Source organism: Caulobacter sp. (assembly GCF_965279145.1).
In the GTDB taxonomy this organism is placed as follows: Bacteria; Pseudomonadota; Alphaproteobacteria; order Caulobacterales; family Caulobacteraceae; genus Caulobacter.
Genome location: NZ_OZ257139.1, coordinates 3,596,517 through 3,615,564, shown reverse-complemented (window position 1 = coordinate 3,615,564; position 19,048 = coordinate 3,596,517). Strand labels below are relative to the sequence as shown.

General features: G+C 65.4%; 15 protein-coding genes and 1 pseudogene. 4 read left to right on the top strand and 12 right to left on the bottom strand.

Annotation, left to right across the window (positions count from 1 at the left end; genetic code table 11):
- Nucleotides 1-63: 63 nt before the first annotated feature.
- Nucleotides 64-381, bottom strand: coding sequence for a 2Fe-2S iron-sulfur cluster-binding protein (locus ACQY9P_RS16850; protein ID WP_421738063.1), 318 nt, complete (start codon nucleotides 379-381; stop codon nucleotides 64-66).
- A 63-nt stretch (nucleotides 382-444) separates the two neighbouring features.
- The gene (locus tag ACQY9P_RS16845; RefSeq protein ID WP_421738064.1) at nucleotides 445-2,892 is read right to left on the bottom strand and encodes a TonB-dependent receptor; all 2,448 of its coding nucleotides are present in this window, start codon (nucleotides 2,890-2,892) and stop codon (nucleotides 445-447) included.
- 171 nt (nucleotides 2,893-3,063) lie between these two features.
- Between ACQY9P_RS16845 and ACQY9P_RS16840 the strand changes: the two genes are divergently transcribed.
- Nucleotides 3,064-3,822: a TetR/AcrR family transcriptional regulator gene (locus ACQY9P_RS16840; RefSeq protein ID WP_421738065.1), complete on the top strand. Its 759-nt coding sequence runs from the start codon at nucleotides 3,064-3,066 to the stop codon at nucleotides 3,820-3,822.
- Between the two features lie 73 nt (nucleotides 3,823-3,895).
- Here the strand turns inward: ACQY9P_RS16840 and ACQY9P_RS16835 are convergent, their stop codons facing one another.
- From ACQY9P_RS16835 to ACQY9P_RS16795, 9 genes are all read right to left on the bottom strand, one after another.
- Complete coding sequence (locus ACQY9P_RS16835; RefSeq protein ID WP_421738066.1) at nucleotides 3,896-5,113, bottom strand: cytochrome P450; 1,218 nt, start codon at nucleotides 5,111-5,113, stop codon at nucleotides 3,896-3,898.
- An 11-nt stretch (nucleotides 5,114-5,124) separates the two neighbouring features.
- Nucleotides 5,125-6,624, bottom strand: a complete 1,500-nt coding sequence (locus tag ACQY9P_RS16830; protein WP_421738067.1) for a class I adenylate-forming enzyme family protein — start codon at nucleotides 6,622-6,624, stop codon at nucleotides 5,125-5,127.
- 33 nt (nucleotides 6,625-6,657) lie between these two features.
- Entirely contained in the window at nucleotides 6,658-7,839 is a 1,182-nt protein-coding gene (locus ACQY9P_RS16825) for an aromatic ring-hydroxylating oxygenase subunit alpha (RefSeq protein ID WP_421738068.1), read from the bottom strand.
- 63 nt (nucleotides 7,840-7,902) lie between these two features.
- Nucleotides 7,903-9,138, bottom strand: a complete 1,236-nt coding sequence (locus tag ACQY9P_RS16820; protein ID WP_421738069.1) for an NAD(P)/FAD-dependent oxidoreductase — start codon at nucleotides 9,136-9,138, stop codon at nucleotides 7,903-7,905.
- A gap of 22 nt (nucleotides 9,139-9,160) precedes the next feature.
- Nucleotides 9,161-10,012 (bottom strand): alpha/beta fold hydrolase, encoded by an 852-nt coding sequence (locus ACQY9P_RS16815; RefSeq protein ID WP_421738070.1) that lies wholly within the window; start codon nucleotides 10,010-10,012, stop codon nucleotides 9,161-9,163.
- Nucleotides 10,013-10,053: 41 nt separating this feature from the next.
- Entirely contained in the window at nucleotides 10,054-11,220 is a 1,167-nt protein-coding gene (locus ACQY9P_RS16810) for a thiolase C-terminal domain-containing protein (protein WP_421738071.1), read from the bottom strand.
- Nucleotides 11,217-11,612, bottom strand: a complete 396-nt coding sequence (locus ACQY9P_RS16805; RefSeq protein ID WP_421738072.1) for a Zn-ribbon domain-containing OB-fold protein — start codon at nucleotides 11,610-11,612, stop codon at nucleotides 11,217-11,219. The genes ACQY9P_RS16810 and ACQY9P_RS16805 overlap by 4 nt, the downstream gene beginning before the upstream one ends.
- A 108-nt stretch (nucleotides 11,613-11,720) precedes the next feature.
- Complete coding sequence (locus tag ACQY9P_RS16800; RefSeq protein ID WP_421738073.1) at nucleotides 11,721-12,368, bottom strand: TetR family transcriptional regulator; 648 nt, start codon at nucleotides 12,366-12,368, stop codon at nucleotides 11,721-11,723.
- A 103-nt stretch (nucleotides 12,369-12,471) separates the two neighbouring features.
- Nucleotides 12,472-13,908, bottom strand: a complete 1,437-nt coding sequence (locus tag ACQY9P_RS16795) for a helix-turn-helix domain-containing protein (protein WP_421738074.1) — start codon at nucleotides 13,906-13,908, stop codon at nucleotides 12,472-12,474.
- Nucleotides 13,909-14,116: 208 nt separating this feature from the next.
- Here ACQY9P_RS16795 and ACQY9P_RS16790 point away from each other — a divergent pair, with 208 nt between their 5' ends.
- The 3 genes from ACQY9P_RS16790 to ACQY9P_RS16780 all read left to right on the top strand — a co-directional run bounded on the left by ACQY9P_RS16790 (nucleotide 14,117) and on the right by ACQY9P_RS16780 (nucleotide 18,367).
- Complete coding sequence (locus tag ACQY9P_RS16790; protein ID WP_421738075.1) at nucleotides 14,117-15,649, top strand: acyl-CoA carboxylase subunit beta; 1,533 nt, start codon at nucleotides 14,117-14,119, stop codon at nucleotides 15,647-15,649.
- A 301-nt stretch (nucleotides 15,650-15,950) separates the two neighbouring features.
- Complete coding sequence (locus tag ACQY9P_RS16785) at nucleotides 15,951-17,945, top strand: acetyl-CoA carboxylase biotin carboxylase subunit (protein WP_421738076.1); 1,995 nt, start codon at nucleotides 15,951-15,953, stop codon at nucleotides 17,943-17,945.
- Nucleotides 17,945-18,367 carry a MerR family transcriptional regulator gene (locus ACQY9P_RS16780; protein ID WP_421738077.1) on the top strand — a complete coding sequence of 141 codons (423 nt, stop codon included), beginning with the start codon at nucleotides 17,945-17,947 and terminating at the stop codon, nucleotides 18,365-18,367. The genes ACQY9P_RS16785 and ACQY9P_RS16780 overlap by 1 nt, the downstream gene beginning before the upstream one ends.
- Before the next feature lie 6 nt (nucleotides 18,368-18,373).
- Here the strand turns inward: ACQY9P_RS16780 and ACQY9P_RS16775 are convergent.
- Nucleotides 18,374-18,840, bottom strand: a pseudogene (locus ACQY9P_RS16775) (IS5 family transposase); the annotation flags it as partial.
- Nucleotides 18,841-19,048: the final 208 nt, after the last annotated feature.

Genomic DNA, 19,048 nt, shown 5'->3' with positions numbered 1-19,048 from the left:
CCCGCCTCGAAAGCGAGGCCTTGCTGGATCGGCCACCGGGACGAAACCGCGGAGGCCCGTCGCTCATTCCTCGGGCGCGATCGCCACTTCTAGGCCGTCCATCGAAGCCTCGAAGGTCAGTTGGCAGGACAGGCGCGACTGAGGTTGTCGATATTCGGAACTGTCGAGCAGGTCGTTCTCGTCGCCCGCCATCGGCTGGAGACGCTCCATCTGGTCGGGCGCGACATAAACGTGGCAGGTCGCGCACGAGCAGCAGCCGCCGCACAGCGCCACCAGTTCGTCGAAACCCGCCCGTCGGATCAGCTCCATGACGCTGAGGCCGACTTCGGCGTCGATCTCGCGCCGGACATTGTCTCGGGTAATCACAGTCAAACTTGGCACGGCGACGAGGCTTCCTTCGCGGATCATCAGCGGGCGGCGGGCGATCCCGCCGCCCGCCGTGGGTCAGAATTTGAGCGAGAGTTCGAGGATGATCTCACGGGGGTTCTCGACGAAGGCCGACATGTCGGCCAGCACGCCCGTCGTGGTCCCGGTGCCCGTACCACCCGCGAAAGGGATGTCGTTAGCCGAGGTGACCACGTACTCGTTGGTCAGGTTCTTGCCGATCAGCGCCAGGCTCCAGCTTTGATCCGCCGCGTTGAGGCTGATCGAGGCGTCGACCTTTGTGAAGGCCGGCTGCACGCCATCGGGGCGCAGCGTGTCGGTGAAGTTGTATTTGGCGGTGTGGCTGACATCGCCCGATAGCCGCACCATCACGTCCGACACCAGGGTGTGTTCGTAGGTCGCGCCCACGCGGCTGGCGGACTTGGGAGCCTTGGGCGGCGTGCGGCCATCATAGTTCTGGGCGGTGAAAGCGCCCGCCACCAGTTGCTGATTGCAGCCGCCGGCGATGGTCTGGCCGCTGTAGCACTGGCCGACATAATCCAGGTACTGCACATCGTTATAGGACGCCGCGCCCCGCAGGCTGAGCCCTGGAACCGCCGAGACACGCCAGTTGATGTCTGCTTCGACGCCGCGCGTGCGCAGCTTGCCGGCGTTGCCCGCGATCAACGACACTGTCTGCGGATCGAAGGTCTGAACCTGGAGATCCTTGTAGGTGTAGGTGAACGCGGTGACGTTGAACTGGACGTCGTGATCGAACTGAATCGTCCGCAGGCCGACCTCCCCGCCCTCGGCGGTTTCGCTGCCGAACCGTCCGGCGTCGATGCTGGCGGCCGGGCTCAGGGCCTGCGAGATATTGAACCCGCCGGTCTTGAAGCCCTGCTTGTAGGCGACATAGAGCGTGGTGTCGGCTTCGGGCTTGTAGCGCACGGTCACCTGCGGCGAGACGTTCTCGTCACTGAACTTGTCGGTGAACTGGATATTGCCCGGGAACGCGCCTGAGAAGGCAACATGGGCCGGCAGGGCGCGCTGATAGGAGTCGCGCGATTCATGCGACCAGCGCGCGCCGGCCGCCAACTCAAACTGCTTGGCCAGGCTCAACGTGCCTTCGCCGAACACCGAATAGGACTCGCTCTTGAAGCCGTTGTCGCGCTTGAAGGTCGTGTAGGTGCCTGTCGACGGATCCAGCGGCACCGGGAAGATATAGGCGTCGGTGTTGAAGGTGAAATCGCCTGTCGAATAGAACGCGCCGAACAGCACATTGAACGGCCCTTCTAACTTCGACTGGAAGCGGATTTCCTCGGCGAACTGGTCGAACTCGGCCAGCTGCGAGAACGAGGCAGGATAGGCCTCGCCCGCGACGTTGTTCAGGTCGGTCTGCTTGAAGTGATAGTACGACGTGATCGATGTGATGTTGAACGGATCGGTGGTGACGTTGCCAGTCAGGGCCGCGAACTGCGACGTGAAGTCCGCGTACATCTTGCCGTCGCGAGCGTAACGGTAGTTGGCCTGGGCGACCTGGGTCGGGAGCGACGAGCTGTCGGCCACGCCATTGATCTTACAGTCCGCATTCGGGCTGGGCGGGATGCCGTTGGCGGTGAACGGCACGCTGCGACCACCGCCGCAGATGCGCTCCAGCACGTCGGTCGGGCCGCCATCCTTGAGGCCTGTCAGGCCGGTCTTGAGCGCCAGGTTGAAGGTGGGGGTGGCGTCCCATTCCAGCGACAGGCGGCCGCTGTAGGTTTCTTGCCCGCCGCGACGATCGGAGTTGCGATGGCGCTGCATGCCCAGCGGATCGGTGTAGGTCTCGGCCGCGCTGTTCTTGAACGCGCCATCCGAGTTTGAATAGCGACCGGCGACGCGAGCCTTGAAGGTGTCGCTCAGCGGGCCGGAGGCGAAGGCCTCGACATACTTTTCCTTGGCCTTGAAGCCGTAACCGGCCTTGATCCCGGCTTCGGGCGTGTCGGTGGGGCCATTGGTGACGATGCTGATCAGACCGCCGGTGGTGTTTTTGCCATAGAACAGCGCTTGCGGGCCCTTGAGCACCTCGACGCGCTGGATGTCATATTGCGGCAGGCTCAGCTCGCGGCCCCGGCTCATCGGCAGACCGTCCATGACGAATGACACCGACTGGTCAAAGCCGGCGCTGAGGGCCGTCGAGCCCACCCCGCGCAGGAAGATGCTGGCCGAAGAGCCCGAGGCGGCCTTGCCGGCGATCAGGGTGGGGACCATGGTCGCTAGGTCGGACACGCGCGTGACGGAATAATTGGCCAGGGCCTGACCGCCGATCGCGGAAATGGCCACGGGCGCATCGATCAGGCGCTCGTCCCGACGGCGGGCTGTGACGATGATCTCGTCAACCGCGGAAACGGGAGCTGCTCTGGCCGCGACCAGCGGAGCCGGCGCGGCCGCTGTCTGGGCGACCGCTTCGGACCCGAACACCAAGCCAACACCCAAGGCGAACGTGGCGCAGGTCCCCAAAAGGCCTGCGCGATATGAATTTCCTTCCATCAGGAAGCTCCCTCTCCCATGGCCCACTGACGGGACCTGACGCTAATCCTAATGCTGATAGATTGAGGGTCAATAGAATTCGGAACTTTACTTCATCGATTGATTAGGAGGTTGGACCGCGGATGCCGGGGTCGACCCACAGCCTGGAATGGCGCCGTCGACAACGATTGCTTGAGCGGCGCGAACGCGGATGCGAAGCTACAAACCAACCTCAAGCAAGGACGACTCTTGGCGCGCCCGTCTTCACCGTTGATCTCCCGCAAGAACGCCGCGCAGGCGGCCCTGGCCGTGATTGACGAGACGGGATTGGCCAATCTCAGCCTGGCCCGAGTGGCGTCGAAGCTTGGCGTGCAACCACCCTCGCTCTACCACCACTTCAAGGACAAGGCCGAGTTGCTGGAGGAGGTCGCGCGGATCCTGCTGCTGAACCTGCCGGGCCTGGAGGAGACCGACCTCCCCTATGAGGAGCGCATCGTCAAGTTGTGCGTGTCGGCGCGCCGCTCGCTGCTGAACCATCCCAACGCGGCGTTGCTAATGCTGCAGTTCTTCCCGCGCCATCTTCTCCTGGAGGCCTATGATGCAGCGGCGGCGGGAGACCCCTACCCGCCGGAGTTCCACATGGCCGTCATCGAAGGCACCGAGAAACTCACCTTTGGCTCGGCGCTGTTCGCTGCGGCCGCCCAGGCGCGTGGCATCCCCCCGATGCCGTCCGTCGATCCCGTGGCCCTGCCAAGGCTGGCTCGCGCCCTGGACAGCAACCCGTTCGAGGATGAGGAGGCGCTGTTCGTCGAGACGCTGCGGATGTTTTTCACCGGCGTGGCCGAGCGCCATCGGCGCGGCGCCCTTGGCCAGCCGGTCAGCGACAGCGAACGGCTGGATCGCGAGGCGGGATCGACGCAGCCCGCGCCCAAACGCACAAAGGTGTCCTGACCCCAAAGGGTCAGGACACAGTCGCGCCCAAAGCGTGACAGCCGAAATGGGAGAGATTTCGGCCAAAGAGGCCTTAGGCCGTCGCCCATTCGAGCGGCAGGGTTTCCAGCGCCATCACCGTGCCGGTCCGGAAACCGTGGCTTGCGCCCGGCACGGCGGCGAAGACGGGAATGCGCTTGATCCATTCCTCGGTCAGGATCCGAAGCTCGGCGCGGGCCAGGACATGGCCGACGCAGATGTGCGGTCCCGACGAGAAGGTCAGGTGGGCGGTGCGCTTGCGATCAAGGTCGAAAGCGTTGGGCGTGTCGAACTTGCGAGGATCGCGGCTGCCAACGCACAGGATGTTGAGAACCATTTCACCCGCGCGGAAGCGCGCTTCGCCAATGTCGCGATCCTTGACCACCAGACGCGGCGTATTGATCACGCCATGGAGTCGGATGGCCTCGTCGACGAAAGACGCGATGGCCGATGGATCAGCGGCCAGACGGGCCTGGACGTCGGGCATCTGGGCCAACTGCTGGTAGGCGAAGCCCGTGACGTTTGTGACGGTGTCCATGCCGCCCAGGAACAGCACGAAGCTCATGGCCAGGATCTCGTCCTCGCTCATGGTGCGGCCGTCGATGTCGACGGTGATGAAGTGGCTCATCAGCTTGTCGTCGGGATGGGCGCGCTTCTCATCGATCAGCGCCTTCAGCGTGCCCAGGATCAGGCCGCTCAGCCGCCCCATTTCGGCGGCGTCGTTCTGGACCTCGAAGAAGCCCTCGGCCAGATGACGGAACTCCTGGAGCCGCGACAGGTCCATGCCCATCAGCTCCATGAACACCGTGACCGGGAAGATCTTCGAGACCTCCAGCTGGAAGTCGCAGGCGCCCTTGGCGGCCACGCGATCGACGATCTGCGCGGCCCACTCCCGGATCCTCGGCTCCAACGCCTTGACGGCCAGGGGCCCGAACATCGGCATCATCGCCCGGCGGTAGGGAAGGCTTTCGGGCGGATCGAGGCTAAGCGGTATGAAGAACGGCGGGTTCTCCACGCGCGGAATCTGCATCTCGCGCACCGAGAAATGTTCGGGATCGGTGACCACCGCGGTAATGGCGTCGAAACCCTTGACGATCCAGTGCCCCCCGTTTCGGGTGGTCCAGAAGATGTCCGGAGCCTCCGACAGCACTGCGGCGTAGCTGGCCTGGACGTCCTGGCCGATCCGAGGGTCGGCGTAGATGTCGAAGTCGAACACCATGTGATCTGGCACGTGCGCGGGGTGGTTGGCGGCAATGGCAGCGGGAGCGTTCATGCGGGGTCCCTTCAGCGGACGCGGGCGAGGGTTTGGTGGGCGACGGCATAGGCCTCACGCACGGCGGGCTTGGAGAGCTTGCCAGTGGCCAGGCGCGGCAATGGCTCGGCCGAATAGACGATGTAGCGCGGTACTTTGTAGTTGGAGAGATTGAGGTTGCAGTGGGCGATCAGCGCCGTGACATCGACCTCGACCGGACCGTGATAGACCACCAGCGGCGTCTCCCCGAACTTCGGATCGGGCGCAGCGATCGCCAGAGCCTCAACCACGCCGCCGAACTCGCAGACCACCCGCTCGACCTCGGCGGCCGAGATGTTGAGCCCGCCGGAAATGATCAGGTCCTTCAGGCGGTCGACGAAGGTCAGCATGCCGCGCTCGTCGAGCAATCCGATGTCGCCCGAATAGAGCCAGCCGTCGCGGATCGCCTGGGCCGTGGCCTCGGGATTGCGCCAGTACTCCTTCATCATGCCAGGCGAGCGCATCAGGATCTCGCCGGCCTCACCGGGATCGCAGTCGACGCCATCTGGGCGCACGACCCGCAGGTCAATGAACGCCCCACCCCAGCCGCACTTGTCGGGCGTCGCCAAGGCCAGGTGCTCGGGCATGATGGTGGCGTTACCGCCCACCTCAGTCTGGCCGTAGATCTGGCGCAGGACGATGCCCTTGGACAGATAGCGCTCCTGCAGGGCCTTGGTCACCCGCGCGCCGCCCACCGTGGCCAGCTTGATCGAGGACAGGTCGGCCGCGTCGAACTCGGGCAGGGCCGCGATGGCCTCGAAGAACACCGGCACGGCCGCAAAGCAGGTGATCTTCTGGTCCTGGATCAGCTTCAGCGTATCGGCGGGCACGAACTGGGGCACCATGAAGATCGTGCAGCCTTGCGTGGTGTAGTGCATCAGTTGCACGAAGCCGGCCGAAGTGTTCAGCGGGGCCAGGCTGATGATGCGCGACCCGGGCGCGCTGGAGGTCTCCTCCAACGCCCAGTTGGCGGCGTAAGTCGTCATTGAGCGGTTGGTGAAGACCACCCCCTTGGGCCTGGCGGTGGAACCCGAGGTGGCGATGATCACCACGGAGGCGTCGGGATCGACATCGCGCGCGATGGTCGCGAGCGGCCCATGGCGCAACGCCTCGATGTCCGCCATCGCCCGCACGGGCGGCCCCGCCACCTGCATCTTGTCGACGAAGGCCTGATCAGCGAAGGCGAAGCGCGGCTCGGTGTCCTCGCACAGCTCGCGAATCTCGCGCGCCGTATAGCGAAAATTGACCGGATTGACGATGCCGCCAGCCCTGATCACGCCCATGATCAGGGCGCAGTAGGCCAGGCTGTTGAGCGCGCAGATCGCCACACGCTCGCCGGGCTCAAGACCTTCGGCGATCAGCAGCGCCGCGACGCGATCAGACCAGTCCTTATAGCCGCCGTAGGTCAGCGTATCGCCGCCCAGGACGATCGCCGGCTGGTCGGGCCGCATCCGGGCCCACCATGCGTTCACGCCCGACAGGGTCTGCGCCATATTTCCTCCCAGGCCGGTCTGCGCCGGCTCTCGTCAAAGCAGCGCTTCAAGCGCCTCGTAATAGCGGACGATGTTGCCCTCCAGCCCGCAATAGACGGTGGTCTCGGGCACGCCGGCGGCCAGGCCGACCTGGCTTATCTCGGCGGCGCGGAAGTCCTCGCCGCCGAACACATCGAGGATCAGCTTGAACGACCGCTCAAACACTTCCCTGGCCTTGTCGGTGACCGGCGCGCCGGGGGTCAGCATGAAATATTCCACCGTCGTCCGATCCGGCGCGCGCGGCATCAAGATCATAACGCTGGTGTAGTACTGGCTGGTCACGACCACGCAGTTGGGGAAGGCCGTATAGGCATGCGTCACCAGCTTGTGGACGTTCTGCGAAGGATCTTCGTCAAGCATCTCGGGGATGTAGCCGATGCGGCCCGACACCTGCCGAATGTTGGCGCCGAACATGTCGACGATGTTGGGCGCGTCCTGGAACAGATCGCCGATCGAGGCCGCGTGCAGGCGCTGAACGTGATAGCCCTCCAGGAAGGGCTCCAGGATCACTTTCCAGTTGGCCTTCAGATCGAAGGTCTTGCGGCCGTAGACGAAGGCCTCGGGAATCCCCAGGGCGGTGAAATCGTCGGCGATCTGGTCATGCAACTGCGACCAGTCTGGCTCCACGTTGCGATTGAGATGGACATAGATGACGCCGCCCCATTCGCGGGCGGGCAGCTCGACCAGGCCACGCTGGGCCTTGTCCAGGTTCAGGAAGGCGTCGTTGCGCGCCACGCCGATCAGCTTGCCGTCGATGCCGTAGGTCCAGGCGTGATAGGGGCAGGTCACGCGACCGCGCTTGTGGACCTCACAGTCCTCCAGCAGCTTGGAACCCTTGTGCTGACAGGCGTTGATGAACGCCTTGACCTCCCCCGAGCGGATCCGAGAGATCAGCAGTGGCACGCCGTAACCGTCGTGTGCGACCACCATGCCTGGCTCGGGCAGCAGAGCTGATACGGTCACCGGTACGGGATAGCGGCGAAAGATCTTGGCCTGTTCTGCGTCGAAACGCTCCTGGCCAGTGAAAATGGCGTTTGGCCGCGTGGCCTCCAGCGGTTCGACCACCGCGTCGACCTCGGCTGGAATGCGGCGGATGGCCGCTTGCTGATTGGCATTAAGCGCGGCGAGCGTCGTCACCTTGCGCTCCGCCGGTTTCACATCCGCGACGTAGTTCATGACCAGCGCGCCTCCCTTTTCGTTGACAAGAGCGTATCACGCAAAAACCTAATGACAATAGTTTTAGTGCGGCTTTTCGAGAATCTCCTTCAGTGGAAACGAGGCGTCCGCCAGGATCGAGACCTCGGCTCGCACGCCCTCGGCCACCAGCTTGCGGCCCTGAACGTAATCCTTGACGGCATTGACGCAGTCGAGCGCCACCACCCGCCCCCGGCGCAGGTAGACCACCGAGAACGAGCGCCTCGCCGGGTCGCCGCGCAGCACCGCCGCGTCATGTCCGGTCGACAGGCCAACTGTCTGGAGCTTCAGGTCATATTGGTTGGACCAGAACCACGGGACCGCGTCATAGGCCGCTTGGCCGCCCTGGATCGCGCGCGCCGCGACATTGGCCTGATCGTTGGCGTTCTGGACGGATTCCAACCGGATCACCGCCCCGTCAGCAAACCGGTTGGCGTGCAGCGCGCAATCGCCGATCGCGAACACGTCGGGAAGGCTGGTCCGGCACTGGCGATCGACCTTCACGCCGTTCGCGCCTTCCGCGCCAGCGGCGATCAGCGGCGCGACGGCCGGCTCCACGCCGATGCCGACGATCACCATCTGGGCCGCGATCACCGAGCCGTCCAGCAACCGCACGCCGCTCGCCCGCCCGTCCTTCTCCTCGATGCAGGCGACGCCCACGCCCAGACGCAGATCAACGCCATGGGCGCGATGCTCCTGTTCGTAAAAGCGCGACAGCGCCTCGCCCGCCACCCGCGCCAGCACCCGATCCTGGGCCTCCAGCAGTGTGACGCGCTTACCGAACTTGGCGAGCACCGCCGCAGCCTCCAGGCCGATATAGCCGCCGCCGATCACCACCGCCCGCTCAACGGCTTCCATCTCGGCCTTCATGCGGTCGACGTCAGCCCGCGTGCGCACCGAATGGACGCCGGCCAGATCATACCCGGCGCAACCTAGCCGTCTGGGCGCGGCGCCGGTCGCCCAGACCAGCTTGCCGTACCCTATGACCGCGCCGTCGGCGGTCGTCACGCCGTGCGCGACGGGGTCCACGGCGACGACAGTCTGGCCCAGCAGCAGGTCGATCTGTCGCTCGCTCCAGAAAGCGAGCGGGCGAAGCAGCAGGCGCTCGAAGGTCTTGTCGCCGGCCAGATAGTCCTTGGACAACGGCGGACGCTCATAGGGCGGCTCGAACTCGGCGCCCAGCAGGCCGATCGAGCCGGCGAAGCCCTCTTGGCGCAGTGCGATCGCCGCCTGAGCGCCGCCGTGGCCCGCGCCCACGATCAAGACGTCATAGCGCTGCATGCGCCCCTCCCCTCAGACTGAACTAGGCGCGCACGCCCGGAACCGGCATGTGCCGATCGAGAAACTTCAAGACGCTAGCGTTGAAGGCGTCGTTGCGATCTCCGGCGACCATGTGGCCGGCGCCCGCCACGTCATCGACCGCCAGCCGAGGCATCATCCGACGAAAGGCCTCGACCCCGGCGTCGCTGACAACATCACTGCGCAGGCCTCGCACCAGCAGGACCGGCAACGTGGTCTCCTCGGACAGGATCCGAGCCGAACGCCGCACCTCGTCATGATGGACCTGGGGCTCGGCTTCGACGATGCGCGGGTCCCAATGCCAGCGCAGCCGACCATCGTCGCCTCGCCGCAGGTTGCGCATCAGGCCCGTCGGGTCGGACGGCCGGGGACGCTCGGGATTATAGGCGGCCACCGCGTCAACCGCCTCCTTCAGTGAGGCAAAGCCGCCGGGATTCCCCCGCATGAAGTTGACGATGCGCGCCACGCCTTGCGGTTCAGCGTCAGGAACGATGTCGACCAGCGCCAGCGCGGCGGGCCGCAGCCCCCGCGCCGCGGCCTGGATCGCCGTGGCCCCGCCCAGTGACGCACCGACCAGGGCGAACGACGCCCGGGTCCCGTGAAGCACCGCCGCGAGATCCTCAGCGCGATCGTCCAGACGGTATGCCCCCGCCGCCGACCAGCCGCTGTCGCCATGCCCGCGCGCATCGTAGCTGATCACGCGATAGCCGCGCGCCGCGAGCGCCCGCATCGCGTCCGCCCAGCTGTGACGCGTCTGGCCGCCGCCATGCAGCAGCACGACGGTTGGAGCGCCTTCCGGTCCTTCGATGTCCGCGACCAACGTCAGGTCGCAGGCCCGGATCTCGACCCGCGCCAAGGCCTCAGACCCCGCCGTGTTTGTGAGCTGACCGCGCCACCTCAGTCGCGCTCCGAGGCGAAGATCGCCGAGCTCACGGTCGGCGCGCCCGGCCCGCCGGCCAGCAGGCAGTAACGCGCGTTCGGCACAGGGTTGGCCGAGGTTCCGCGCAGTTGCTCCACCGCCTCGACGGCCATGCCAATGCCGTGGATGAAGCCCTGGGCCAGATTGCCGCCCGAGGTGTTGACCGGCAGCTTGCCGGTGGGGGCGATCAGGTTGTCGTAACGCACCACCTGGGCGACGCTCTCATAGGTGCAGAAGCCATGATCGATCAGAGAGGCGATGCCCTGGGCGCTGAAGTTCTCGTAGAGCTGCACCACATCGATGTCGGCCGGCGTCAGGCCGGTCTGGGCCCACAGGCGACGGGCCACGAACTCGAAGCCGGCCGAGGCGTAGTGGGTGTCATTCTGCAGCAGGTCACCCCAGCCGCGCGCCGCGCCTTGGGCCACGCCCTTCAGATAGACCGGCTTCTGCTTCAGGTCGCGCGCCCGTTCGGCCGAGGTGAGGATCAGCACGCCGGCGCCGTCGTTCTCACGGCTGCAGTCGAACAGATGAAACGGTTCGCAGATCATCCGCGAGGCGCGATAGGCCTCGACGTCGAGCTCCTTGCCGTAGCTGACCGCCTTGGGATTGCGGGCGCCGTGATAGTAGGATGCCCGCACCAGGTCCTCCATGCACTGTAACGGCACGCCATGATGCTTGACCATCCGCTGGGCGCGCATGGCGCACTCGACGGCTGGTGCGATATTGCCGGCGGCCATGATGTGGTCGTTGAGATGGTGGGCCATCACCGCACCCGACAGGCGCCCGCTGTCGCCCTGGACCAGGGCCCGGAACACCGCGACGGTCTTGGCCTGGCCGCTGATGATGGCCGCCGCCGCCAGGCCGAATGCGCCGGCGATCCCGCCGCCGCCGCCGCCGAACACCTGGGCCGACCAGGCCAGCTCGCGCATGCCCAGGTCGGGCATCAGCCGCACCGGCTCGTTCTTGTCGTCGCCGTACGAGACGAAGCCGTCGAGGTCGGCGGGATCGATCCCGGCGTCCTGGCAGGCGTCGATGATCGCGCCGATCAGCACGCCCTGTTCGGGCAGCGGCGCCGCGCCGCGCTTGTACTGGCGCAGACCCAGGCCGACCACGGCCGTCGCGCCCGGCAAGGCCGAGGCGCTCATTGCGACACCTGCCAGCGGATGGCCGGAATGTCGCGGCCATAGACATGGCTGACCGCGCCCTTGCCCGTCACGATCGCGCCGATGGCGGGCTCGACCTCCCCGTCTAGCAGGCCCATCAGGCGAACGCCGCCGGCTCGCGGCAGCGCCACCGACAAGGTCACGAACGGCGAGCCGAGATGTTCAGTCCCCTCGAAGGGGTGCCAGGTGCGCGTCCACGAATAGATCTCGCCGCGCATCTCAACGGTCTGCCAGTTGAAGTCCCAGCCGCCGCAGTCGCCACACCGAAACGGGGCCGGCCAGCGCCAGCGCCCGCAGGCGGCGCATTGCGGAAGCTCCAGGCGCCCGTCGGACAGAGCCTCCCAGTAGCGTTTATCGGCGCCGAGCCCTTTCACGAGCGATCTCCCTGACTGGCGCCCCTTGCTCGAGACGTCCTAGTTGATCGCTTAATGACATTAGGTTTAAAGATCAACCCGGCGCATCGGCGCCCGCCGCGACCAGCGTCAGGCCTCAGCAGGGCGCGCCAGAACGCCGTGGAAGCAGAGATCCAGCACATGCTGGACATAGCGCTGCTTGAGGTCCTCGGTCAGTTCGGAGGCATTCATCGTCGTCGGCAGAGAATAGCCGGCGTAGAAGATATGTTCGCAGGCTCCGACCACGCTGTAATACAGCATGCCAGGATCCAGATCCCTGAAGGCCCCCGCCGCGACACCTTGGGAAACGATGGATCTATAGGCCGCGACCATGGGCTCGACAAATATCTTCGCCACGCGCTCGCTCGACGCCCGGTCCCCCTGGGCGATCATGTAGTTGATCAGCCGGTTGATATAGGGCGAACGATAATAGGTGTTGATGATGCCGCCAATATGGATGCGCAGTTTCTGCTCGGCGGAAATATCCATCTTCACGAGACTGCTGAGATCGGCCATCGACTTCTCGGCCACGCGCTCCAGAAGCGCCAGGAGCAACCCGTCCTTGCTGCCGAAATAGTACTTGATCAGCGCCGAATTCAGGCCCGAACGCTGCGCGATCTCGCTCAACGAAACATCTATATTGGATCGCTCGGACAGAACGGCGGCGGTGGCGTCCAGCAGGATCGTCTTGGAGTCACGGCGTTCAGCGATCGCGCCCTTGGCCTTGGCTCGCGTCATGGTGTCTTCCAGGCTTGACTATCACTCCGTAGCTAATCGCTTGAAGAAAATCGTCAATGTAATTTGTTCACTGAGCGCCGACGAGCGGCTCCGACGGCGGATTTTAGGCCTGACCGGCCCGCCCTCGGCCTTGATCCAGAACAAACGGCACGGTTCGTCGCTCGGTCAGCGACACGTCGAAATCCCGATCGACGGGCGGGAAGGCGCGCTGGTGACAATCGTCCCGCTCGCAGATCCGGCAGCTGACGCCGATGCGGGTCGCCGGGCCGGCCAGGTCCAAACCGGCGGCATAGACCAGGTTTTCCGCATATTTCACCTCGCATCCCAGCCCCAGGGCATAGCGCCGATCCGGCTGCAGATACGAGCCGGACGGCTTGACCACGCCCTTGGCGAGGCTGACATAGCGCACCTCGTCCGGCATCTCCGCCAATTGCACCAGCCAGGCGTCCGGCCGCGCGAAGGCGTCGTGGACGTTCCACAGCGGGCACGTGCCGCCGAACCGCGCAAACTGCAGCCGCGTAGCGCTGTGGCGCTTGGTGATGTTGCCGGCCTGGTCCAGGCGCACAAAGTAGAACGGCACTCCGCGCACACCGGGGCGCTGCAATGTGCTGAGCCGGTGGAAGACCTGCTCAAGGCTGGTTTGGAAGATCAGGCCCAGCCGCTCGACATCGTGCCGGGTCGCGCGCGCCGCCTCGCGAAAGCGTTCATAGGGTAGCAGCAACGCACCGGCGGCGTAGTTCAGCAACCCCGTGCGGCAAACCTTGGATGCGCTCTCACTGCGAAAGCCGGCCAGGGCCAGTTCGGCCTCGACCAGATCCGACAGCGCCGCCGCCACGATCTGATAGGCCATCTGGAAACAGCGCGTCGCCGAGGTCTGGGACGCGCCCAGCACCAGAACCCCCGCCGCCTGGTCGTAGCGGCGCAGCAGATCAGGCTCGGCCGAGCGCTCCACCCGCACGCCCATCGCGTCGCGCAGATGACGCTCCAGCGTCCACTCGACCGGCTCGCCGCCATCTAGCCCCAGACTCGAGGTCAGGGCCTCGGACGCCATGTCCAGGCTATGGATGTAGTTGTTCTTGTAGTGGAAGAAGTCACGCACCTCCTCATAGGGCAGCAAGGCGCTGGCCGCGCCGCGCTCGTCCAGCGAGACGGCCTCTTCCGTCTGCTTCAACCGCTCATCCAGGCGGCGATAGGCTTGATGCAGCGCCAAATAGGAGCGCGCCAGGTTGGGCGTGCTCGCCACGGCCTGTTTGAGCTCGCTCAGGCCCGGCGCATGGGCGTGATCCAGCGGATCGGCGCTGGCCTCGCGCAGGTCGGCGATCAGACGCGCGTCGTCGCTGGCGTCCAGCGCCGAGGCGTCAACCTCGAACACCCGCATCAGGTCCAGCAGCACCCGCGCGGTCACCGGACGCTGGTTGGCCTCGATCTGCGACAGATAGCTGCCGGACAGACCCAGCAAGGCCGCGCAGGGCTCCAGCTTCCAACCGCGCTCCTGGCGCAGGCGCTTGACCTTGGGCCCAACGAACAGCTTCTCTCGCACTTTACAACTTTCCTACTTTACAAGATCCACTCTCACAACACGCGCTACACCGCTCGATAGCAGCCAGACAAGACTTGTATATCAACACAAATCTCACGTTTTGTAATGACCTCGGCAACAACCTCGCTCTCCCGCGAGGTCGAAACTTGGCCGCCAGGAGGCTTGCTCGACTGGCGGCCTCCTTCGAAGCTTTCAGGGGAGCGCATCCGTGCAGCATATTCTCGAGGAACTGGATCGTCGTCGCGAGCAGGCCAAGGGCGGCGGCGGCGACAAACGCGTCGCGGCGCAGCACGCCAAGGGCAAGCTGACGGCGCGTGAACGCATCGACCTGCTCCTCGACGAAGGCAGCTTCGAGGAGTTCGACATGTTCGTCGAACACCGCAGCGCCGACTTCGGCATGCAGGACCAGAAGATCCCCGGCGACGGCGTGGTCACCGGCTGGGGCACGATCAACGGCAAGGTCGTCTATGTCTTCTCCAAGGATTTCACGGTGTTCGGCGGTTCGCTGTCGGGCGCCCACGCGGCCAAGATCGTCAAGGTGCAGCGCCAGGCCATGAAGGTCGGCGCGCCGGTGATCGGCCTGTTCGACGCGGGCGGCGCGCGCATCCAGGAGGGTGTCGACAGCCTGGCCGGCTACGCCGACATCTTCATGGAAAACGTACTGGCCTCGGGCGTCGTGCCGCAGATCAGCGTGATCATGGGCCCCTGCGCCGGCGGCGACGTCTATTCGCCGGCCATGACCGACTTCATCTTCATGGTGAAGGACACCAGCTACATGTTCGTGACCGGTCCTGACGTGGTCAAGACCGTCACCAACGAGGTGGTCACCGCCGAGGAACTGGGCGGGGCCCGTGTTCATGCGGCCAAGTCGGGCGTGGCCGAGGGCGCGTTCGAGAACGACCTGGAAGCCATGACCCAGGTGCGTCGCCTGGTCGATTTCCTGCCCAGCTCCAACCGCGAGCCGGCCCCGGAGCGCGAGAGCTTCGATGAGCCGCTGCGCGAGGAGATGAGCCTGGACACGCTGATCCCCAGCGATCCGGGCAAGCCCTACGACATGAAGGAGCTGATCCTCAAGATCGTCGACGAGGCCGATTTCTTCGAGATCTCCAGCGAGTGGGCCAAGAACATCATCTGCGGTTTCGCCCGCATGGACGGGGAGAGCGTCGGCATCGTCGCCAATCAGCCCCAGGTGCTGGCCGGCGTGCTGGACATCGACTCCAGCCGCAAGGCCGCGCGCTTCGTGCGCTTCTGCGACGCCTTCAACATCCCGATCGTCACCCTGGTCGACGTCCCGGGCTTCATGCCGGGCACCAAGCAGGAATATGGCGGCCTGATCAAACACGGCGCCAAGCTGCTGTTCGCCTATGCCGAGGCCACGGTGCCCAAGATCACGGTCATCACCCGCAAGGCCTATGGCGGCGCCTATGACGTGATGAGCTCCAAGCACCTGCGCGGCGACCTCAACTATGCCTGGCCCACCGCCGAGATCGCGGTGATGGGCGCCAAGGGGGCCGTCGAGATCATCTTCCGCGCCGAGGCCAAGGACCCGGTGGCCCTGGCCGCCCGTGAAGCCGAGTACAAGGCCGCCTTCGCCAATCCGTTCGTGGCCGCCTCGCGCGGCTATATCGACGACGTGATCATGCCGCACGGCACCCGTCGCCGGATCGTCCGGGGCCTCAAGAGCCTCAAGGGCAAGGAACTGTCCAACCCCTGGCGCAAGCATGACAACATCCCGCTGTGATGGCCGCGATGAAGTCCGCGACCGATCCGCCGGCCGAGACCTGCCTTCACCTGGGGTTCGACGGCGACCCGCTTGAGGTCGGCGGATCGCGAGCGGCCATACTGTGGCGCATCGGACGGTGGCTGCAAACACAAGGCGCGCGTCGCCCGGTCTGGGTCCGGGTCGTCGACCACGGGACGGTGATCGCCGACCGGCGCATTCTGTTGACGGATGAATTTGGCGGCGTTCGGGACCTCTCGACAACACGCCGTACGTCGGGGACCCGTTTGGCGTCCTTGGCCAGTTGGGGACGGCGTCGCTGATGTTTTCGAAAATCCTTATCGCCAACCGGGGCGAAATCGCCGTTCGCGTCATCAAGACGTGTCGCCGTCTGGGGATCGCGACGGTGGTGGTCTATTCCGACGCCGACGCGGGCAGCATGGCCGTCGAGATGGCCGACGAGACGGTGCATATCGGCCCGTCGCCGGCCAACCAGTCCTACCTCGTGGCCGACAAGATCATCGACGCCTGCAAGCAGACCGGGGCCCAGGCCGTGCATCCGGGCTTTGGCTTCCTGTCGGAGAACGCCAGCTTCGCCCAGCGCTGCGCCGACGAGGGCATCGCCTTCATCGGTCCCAACCCCGGCGCCATCCGCGCCATGGGCGACAAGATCGAGAGCAAGAAGTTCGCCCAGGCCGCCGGCGTCTCGTGCGTGCCCGGCCATATCGGTGAGATCGACGACACCGCCCATGCCGTGAAGATCTCCGAGGAGATCGGCTATCCGGTGATGATCAAGGCTTCGGCCGGCGGTGGCGGCAAGGGCATCCGCGTCGCCTGGACCCGTCAGGACGTCGAAGAGGGCTTCCCGGCCGTTCGCGCCGAGGCCAAGGCCAGCTTTGGCGATGACCGCATCTTCATCGAGAAGTTCATCGTCTCGCCACGCCACATCGAGATCCAGGTGCTGGGCGACAAGCACGGCAATGTCGTCCACCTGTTCGAGCGCGAATGCTCGATCCAGCGTCGCAACCAGAAGGTCATCGAGGAGGCCCCGAGCCCGCTGCTCGACGAGGCCACCCGCAACGCCATGGGCGCCCAGGCCGTGGCCCTGTCCAAGGCCGTGAACTACGACTCCGCCGGCACGGTCGAGTTCGTGGCCGGGCAGGACAAGAGCTTCTTCTTCCTGGAGATGAACACCCGCCTGCAGGTCGAACACCCGGTCACCGAGCTGATCACCGGCCTGGATCTGGTCGAGCAGATGATCCGCAGCGCCTGGGGCGAGAAGCTGGCCTTCGAACAGAAGGACCTGAAGATCAACGGCTGGGCCATCGAGAGCCGCATCTACGCCGAGGATCCCTACCGCAAGTTCCTGCCCAGCATCGGCCGCCTGGTCCGGTATGACCCGCCAGAAGAAGGCCAACACGACGGCTACATCGTCCGCAACGACGCCGGCGTCCGCGAGGGCGACGAGATCTCGATGTTCTACGACCCGATGATCTCCAAGCTCTGCACGTGGGCGCCGACCCGCATCGCGGCCGTCGACGGCATGGGCCGGGCGCTGGAGGACTTCCACATCGAGGGCCTGGGCCAGAACATCCCGTTCCTCAATGCGGTGATGGACCAGGAGCGGTTCCGCTCGGGCCAGCTGTCGACCAACTACATCAAGGACGAGTTCCCCGACGGCTTCGGCGGCACAGAGCCGACACCGGCCCAGATCGACATCCTGACCGCCGTCGGCGCGGCCATGCAGCGGGTTTATGCCGCGCGGGCGCGCACCAATGTGGCGGGCCTCAACGGGTCTGTGCGCGACGAGTGGGTGGTGGCCGTCGGCCACGCCAAGCGCCGCATGAAGCTGTCGGGCGACGAGGATATGACCGTCGAACTGCTCGACGAGGGCCGCTCTCTGATCCTGAGCGACATTGTCTGGCGGCCGGGCAAGCCGGTGTTCCGCGGCGTGCTGGGCGGGGCGGCTTTCACCGTCCAGGTCGCACCGGCGGCCGAAGGCTTCACCATCCGCCACCGCGCCGCCAAGGCCCGGGTGCTGGTCCTGACCCCGCGCTCGGCCGATCTGCACGACAAGCTGCCCGAGAAGCAGGCCGCCGACACGTCCAAGCTTGTGCTCTCGCCGATGCCTGGCCTGGTGGTCTCGATGGACGTCACGGCCGGCCAGCAGGTCCGCGAGGGCGAGGTGGTCTGCGTGCTCGAGGCCATGAAGATGCAGAACATCATCCGCGCCGAGCGCGACGGCGTGGTCAAGGCCGTCAACGCCAAGGGCGGCGATCCTGTCGCGGCGGACGAGGTGCTGGTGGAGTTCGCGTGATGACGCTCTTAGTAAAACCCCTGCATGCGCCCGCATCGACCGAACGCGGCGCACGCCTTCAAGCGCCAGATGTGCTCACGCCCATAGCCACCGTGGCTGCGCGTCTTGGAATTACCGCGCGGGCGCTGCGGCACTACGAGGCGATAGGCCTTATCTCGTCGCACCGGGGCAAGCGCAGCCTTCGACTCTATGATCGCGACACCATCGAGATGCTTGAAATGGTCAGCCTATTGCGACGAATCGGCGTGCCCATCGCCCAGATTCGCTCGGTTATGCTGCGGCGTGTAGATCAGGTTTCCTATCGGCAAGCACTGCAGGATCTGCTCGGCTCCGCGCTCCTAAAACACCTTCAATATGTGGGTTTCATTGAAAACTTGATCAAACATCTGGATTCGCAAGAAGCTGACTCGTATTGTTTCTGAAGGTGATCAGAGGGTTGCGAGCCCTCGGGTCATCAGCTGGACCGAGGCCATGAAGAGCCAGGTCGCTGAGCTCTCAATGGTCTTCTCGAAGTCCTTGGCCAAGCGTCGGTTTCGCCCGAGCCAAGCAAAGATACGCTCCACGACCCATCGGCGCGGCAGCAGCACGAAATCCTTGGCCGTGTCTGATCGTTTGAGGATCTCGATGATTCAGTCGCTGCGTCCAGCCATGGCGCGGCGCAGCTTGTCGCCGGCATAGCCGCCGCCGACGAAGACGTGGCGCGGCCAGGGGAAGCTGGATCGGATCGCATCAAGACGTCGGGCGCGCCGTCGCGATCCTGGATATCGGCTGTATGGACCCGGGCCATGACCCGCAAACCGCCGGCGTCGGTGAGGATGTGACGCTTGCGGCCTTTGATCTTCTTGCCTGCGTCATAGCCCCAAGGCCCAGCGCTTTCGGTGGTTTCGACGCTCTGGCGCCACGACCTAGATCAGCCAAGTATTCGAGATTGAGCGGACGCTGGGTCGTCCACGCCTGTTCAACCCTCTGCGAGGGCTGCCCTGCCCGCCGCCAACGACTTAGCCAGGCTGACGAACGCGCCCCGGGGGTCAATTGCCTCTGTGAGGCGATCGTCTTGCGAGGCCACCGCGCTCGGAAAGGAAGTGGTGGGTCCGTCCCCGCCA

Excerpts from the sequence above, each read along its gene's own strand:
- ACQY9P_RS16845 (WP_421738064.1), bottom strand. The coding sequence starts at position 2,892 with ATGGAAGGAAATTCATATCGCGCAGGCCTTTTGGGGACCTGCGCCACG.
- ACQY9P_RS16835 (WP_421738066.1), bottom strand. The coding sequence starts at position 5,113 with ATGAACGCTCCCGCTGCCATTGCCGCCAACCACCCCGCGCACGTGCCA.
- ACQY9P_RS16830 (WP_421738067.1), bottom strand. The coding sequence starts at position 6,624 with ATGGCGCAGACCCTGTCGGGCGTGAACGCATGGTGGGCCCGGATGCGG.
- ACQY9P_RS16825 (WP_421738068.1), bottom strand. The coding sequence starts at position 7,839 with ATGAACTACGTCGCGGATGTGAAACCGGCGGAGCGCAAGGTGACGACG.
- ACQY9P_RS16820 (WP_421738069.1), bottom strand. The coding sequence starts at position 9,138 with ATGCAGCGCTATGACGTCTTGATCGTGGGCGCGGGCCACGGCGGCGCT.
- ACQY9P_RS16810 (WP_421738071.1), bottom strand. The coding sequence starts at position 11,220 with ATGAGCGCCTCGGCCTTGCCGGGCGCGACGGCCGTGGTCGGCCTGGGT.
- ACQY9P_RS16800 (WP_421738073.1), bottom strand. The coding sequence starts at position 12,368 with ATGACGCGAGCCAAGGCCAAGGGCGCGATCGCTGAACGCCGTGACTCC.
- ACQY9P_RS16785 (WP_421738076.1), top strand. The coding sequence starts at position 15,951 with ATGTTTTCGAAAATCCTTATCGCCAACCGGGGCGAAATCGCCGTTCGC.
- ACQY9P_RS16780 (WP_421738077.1), top strand. The coding sequence starts at position 17,945 with ATGACGCTCTTAGTAAAACCCCTGCATGCGCCCGCATCGACCGAACGC.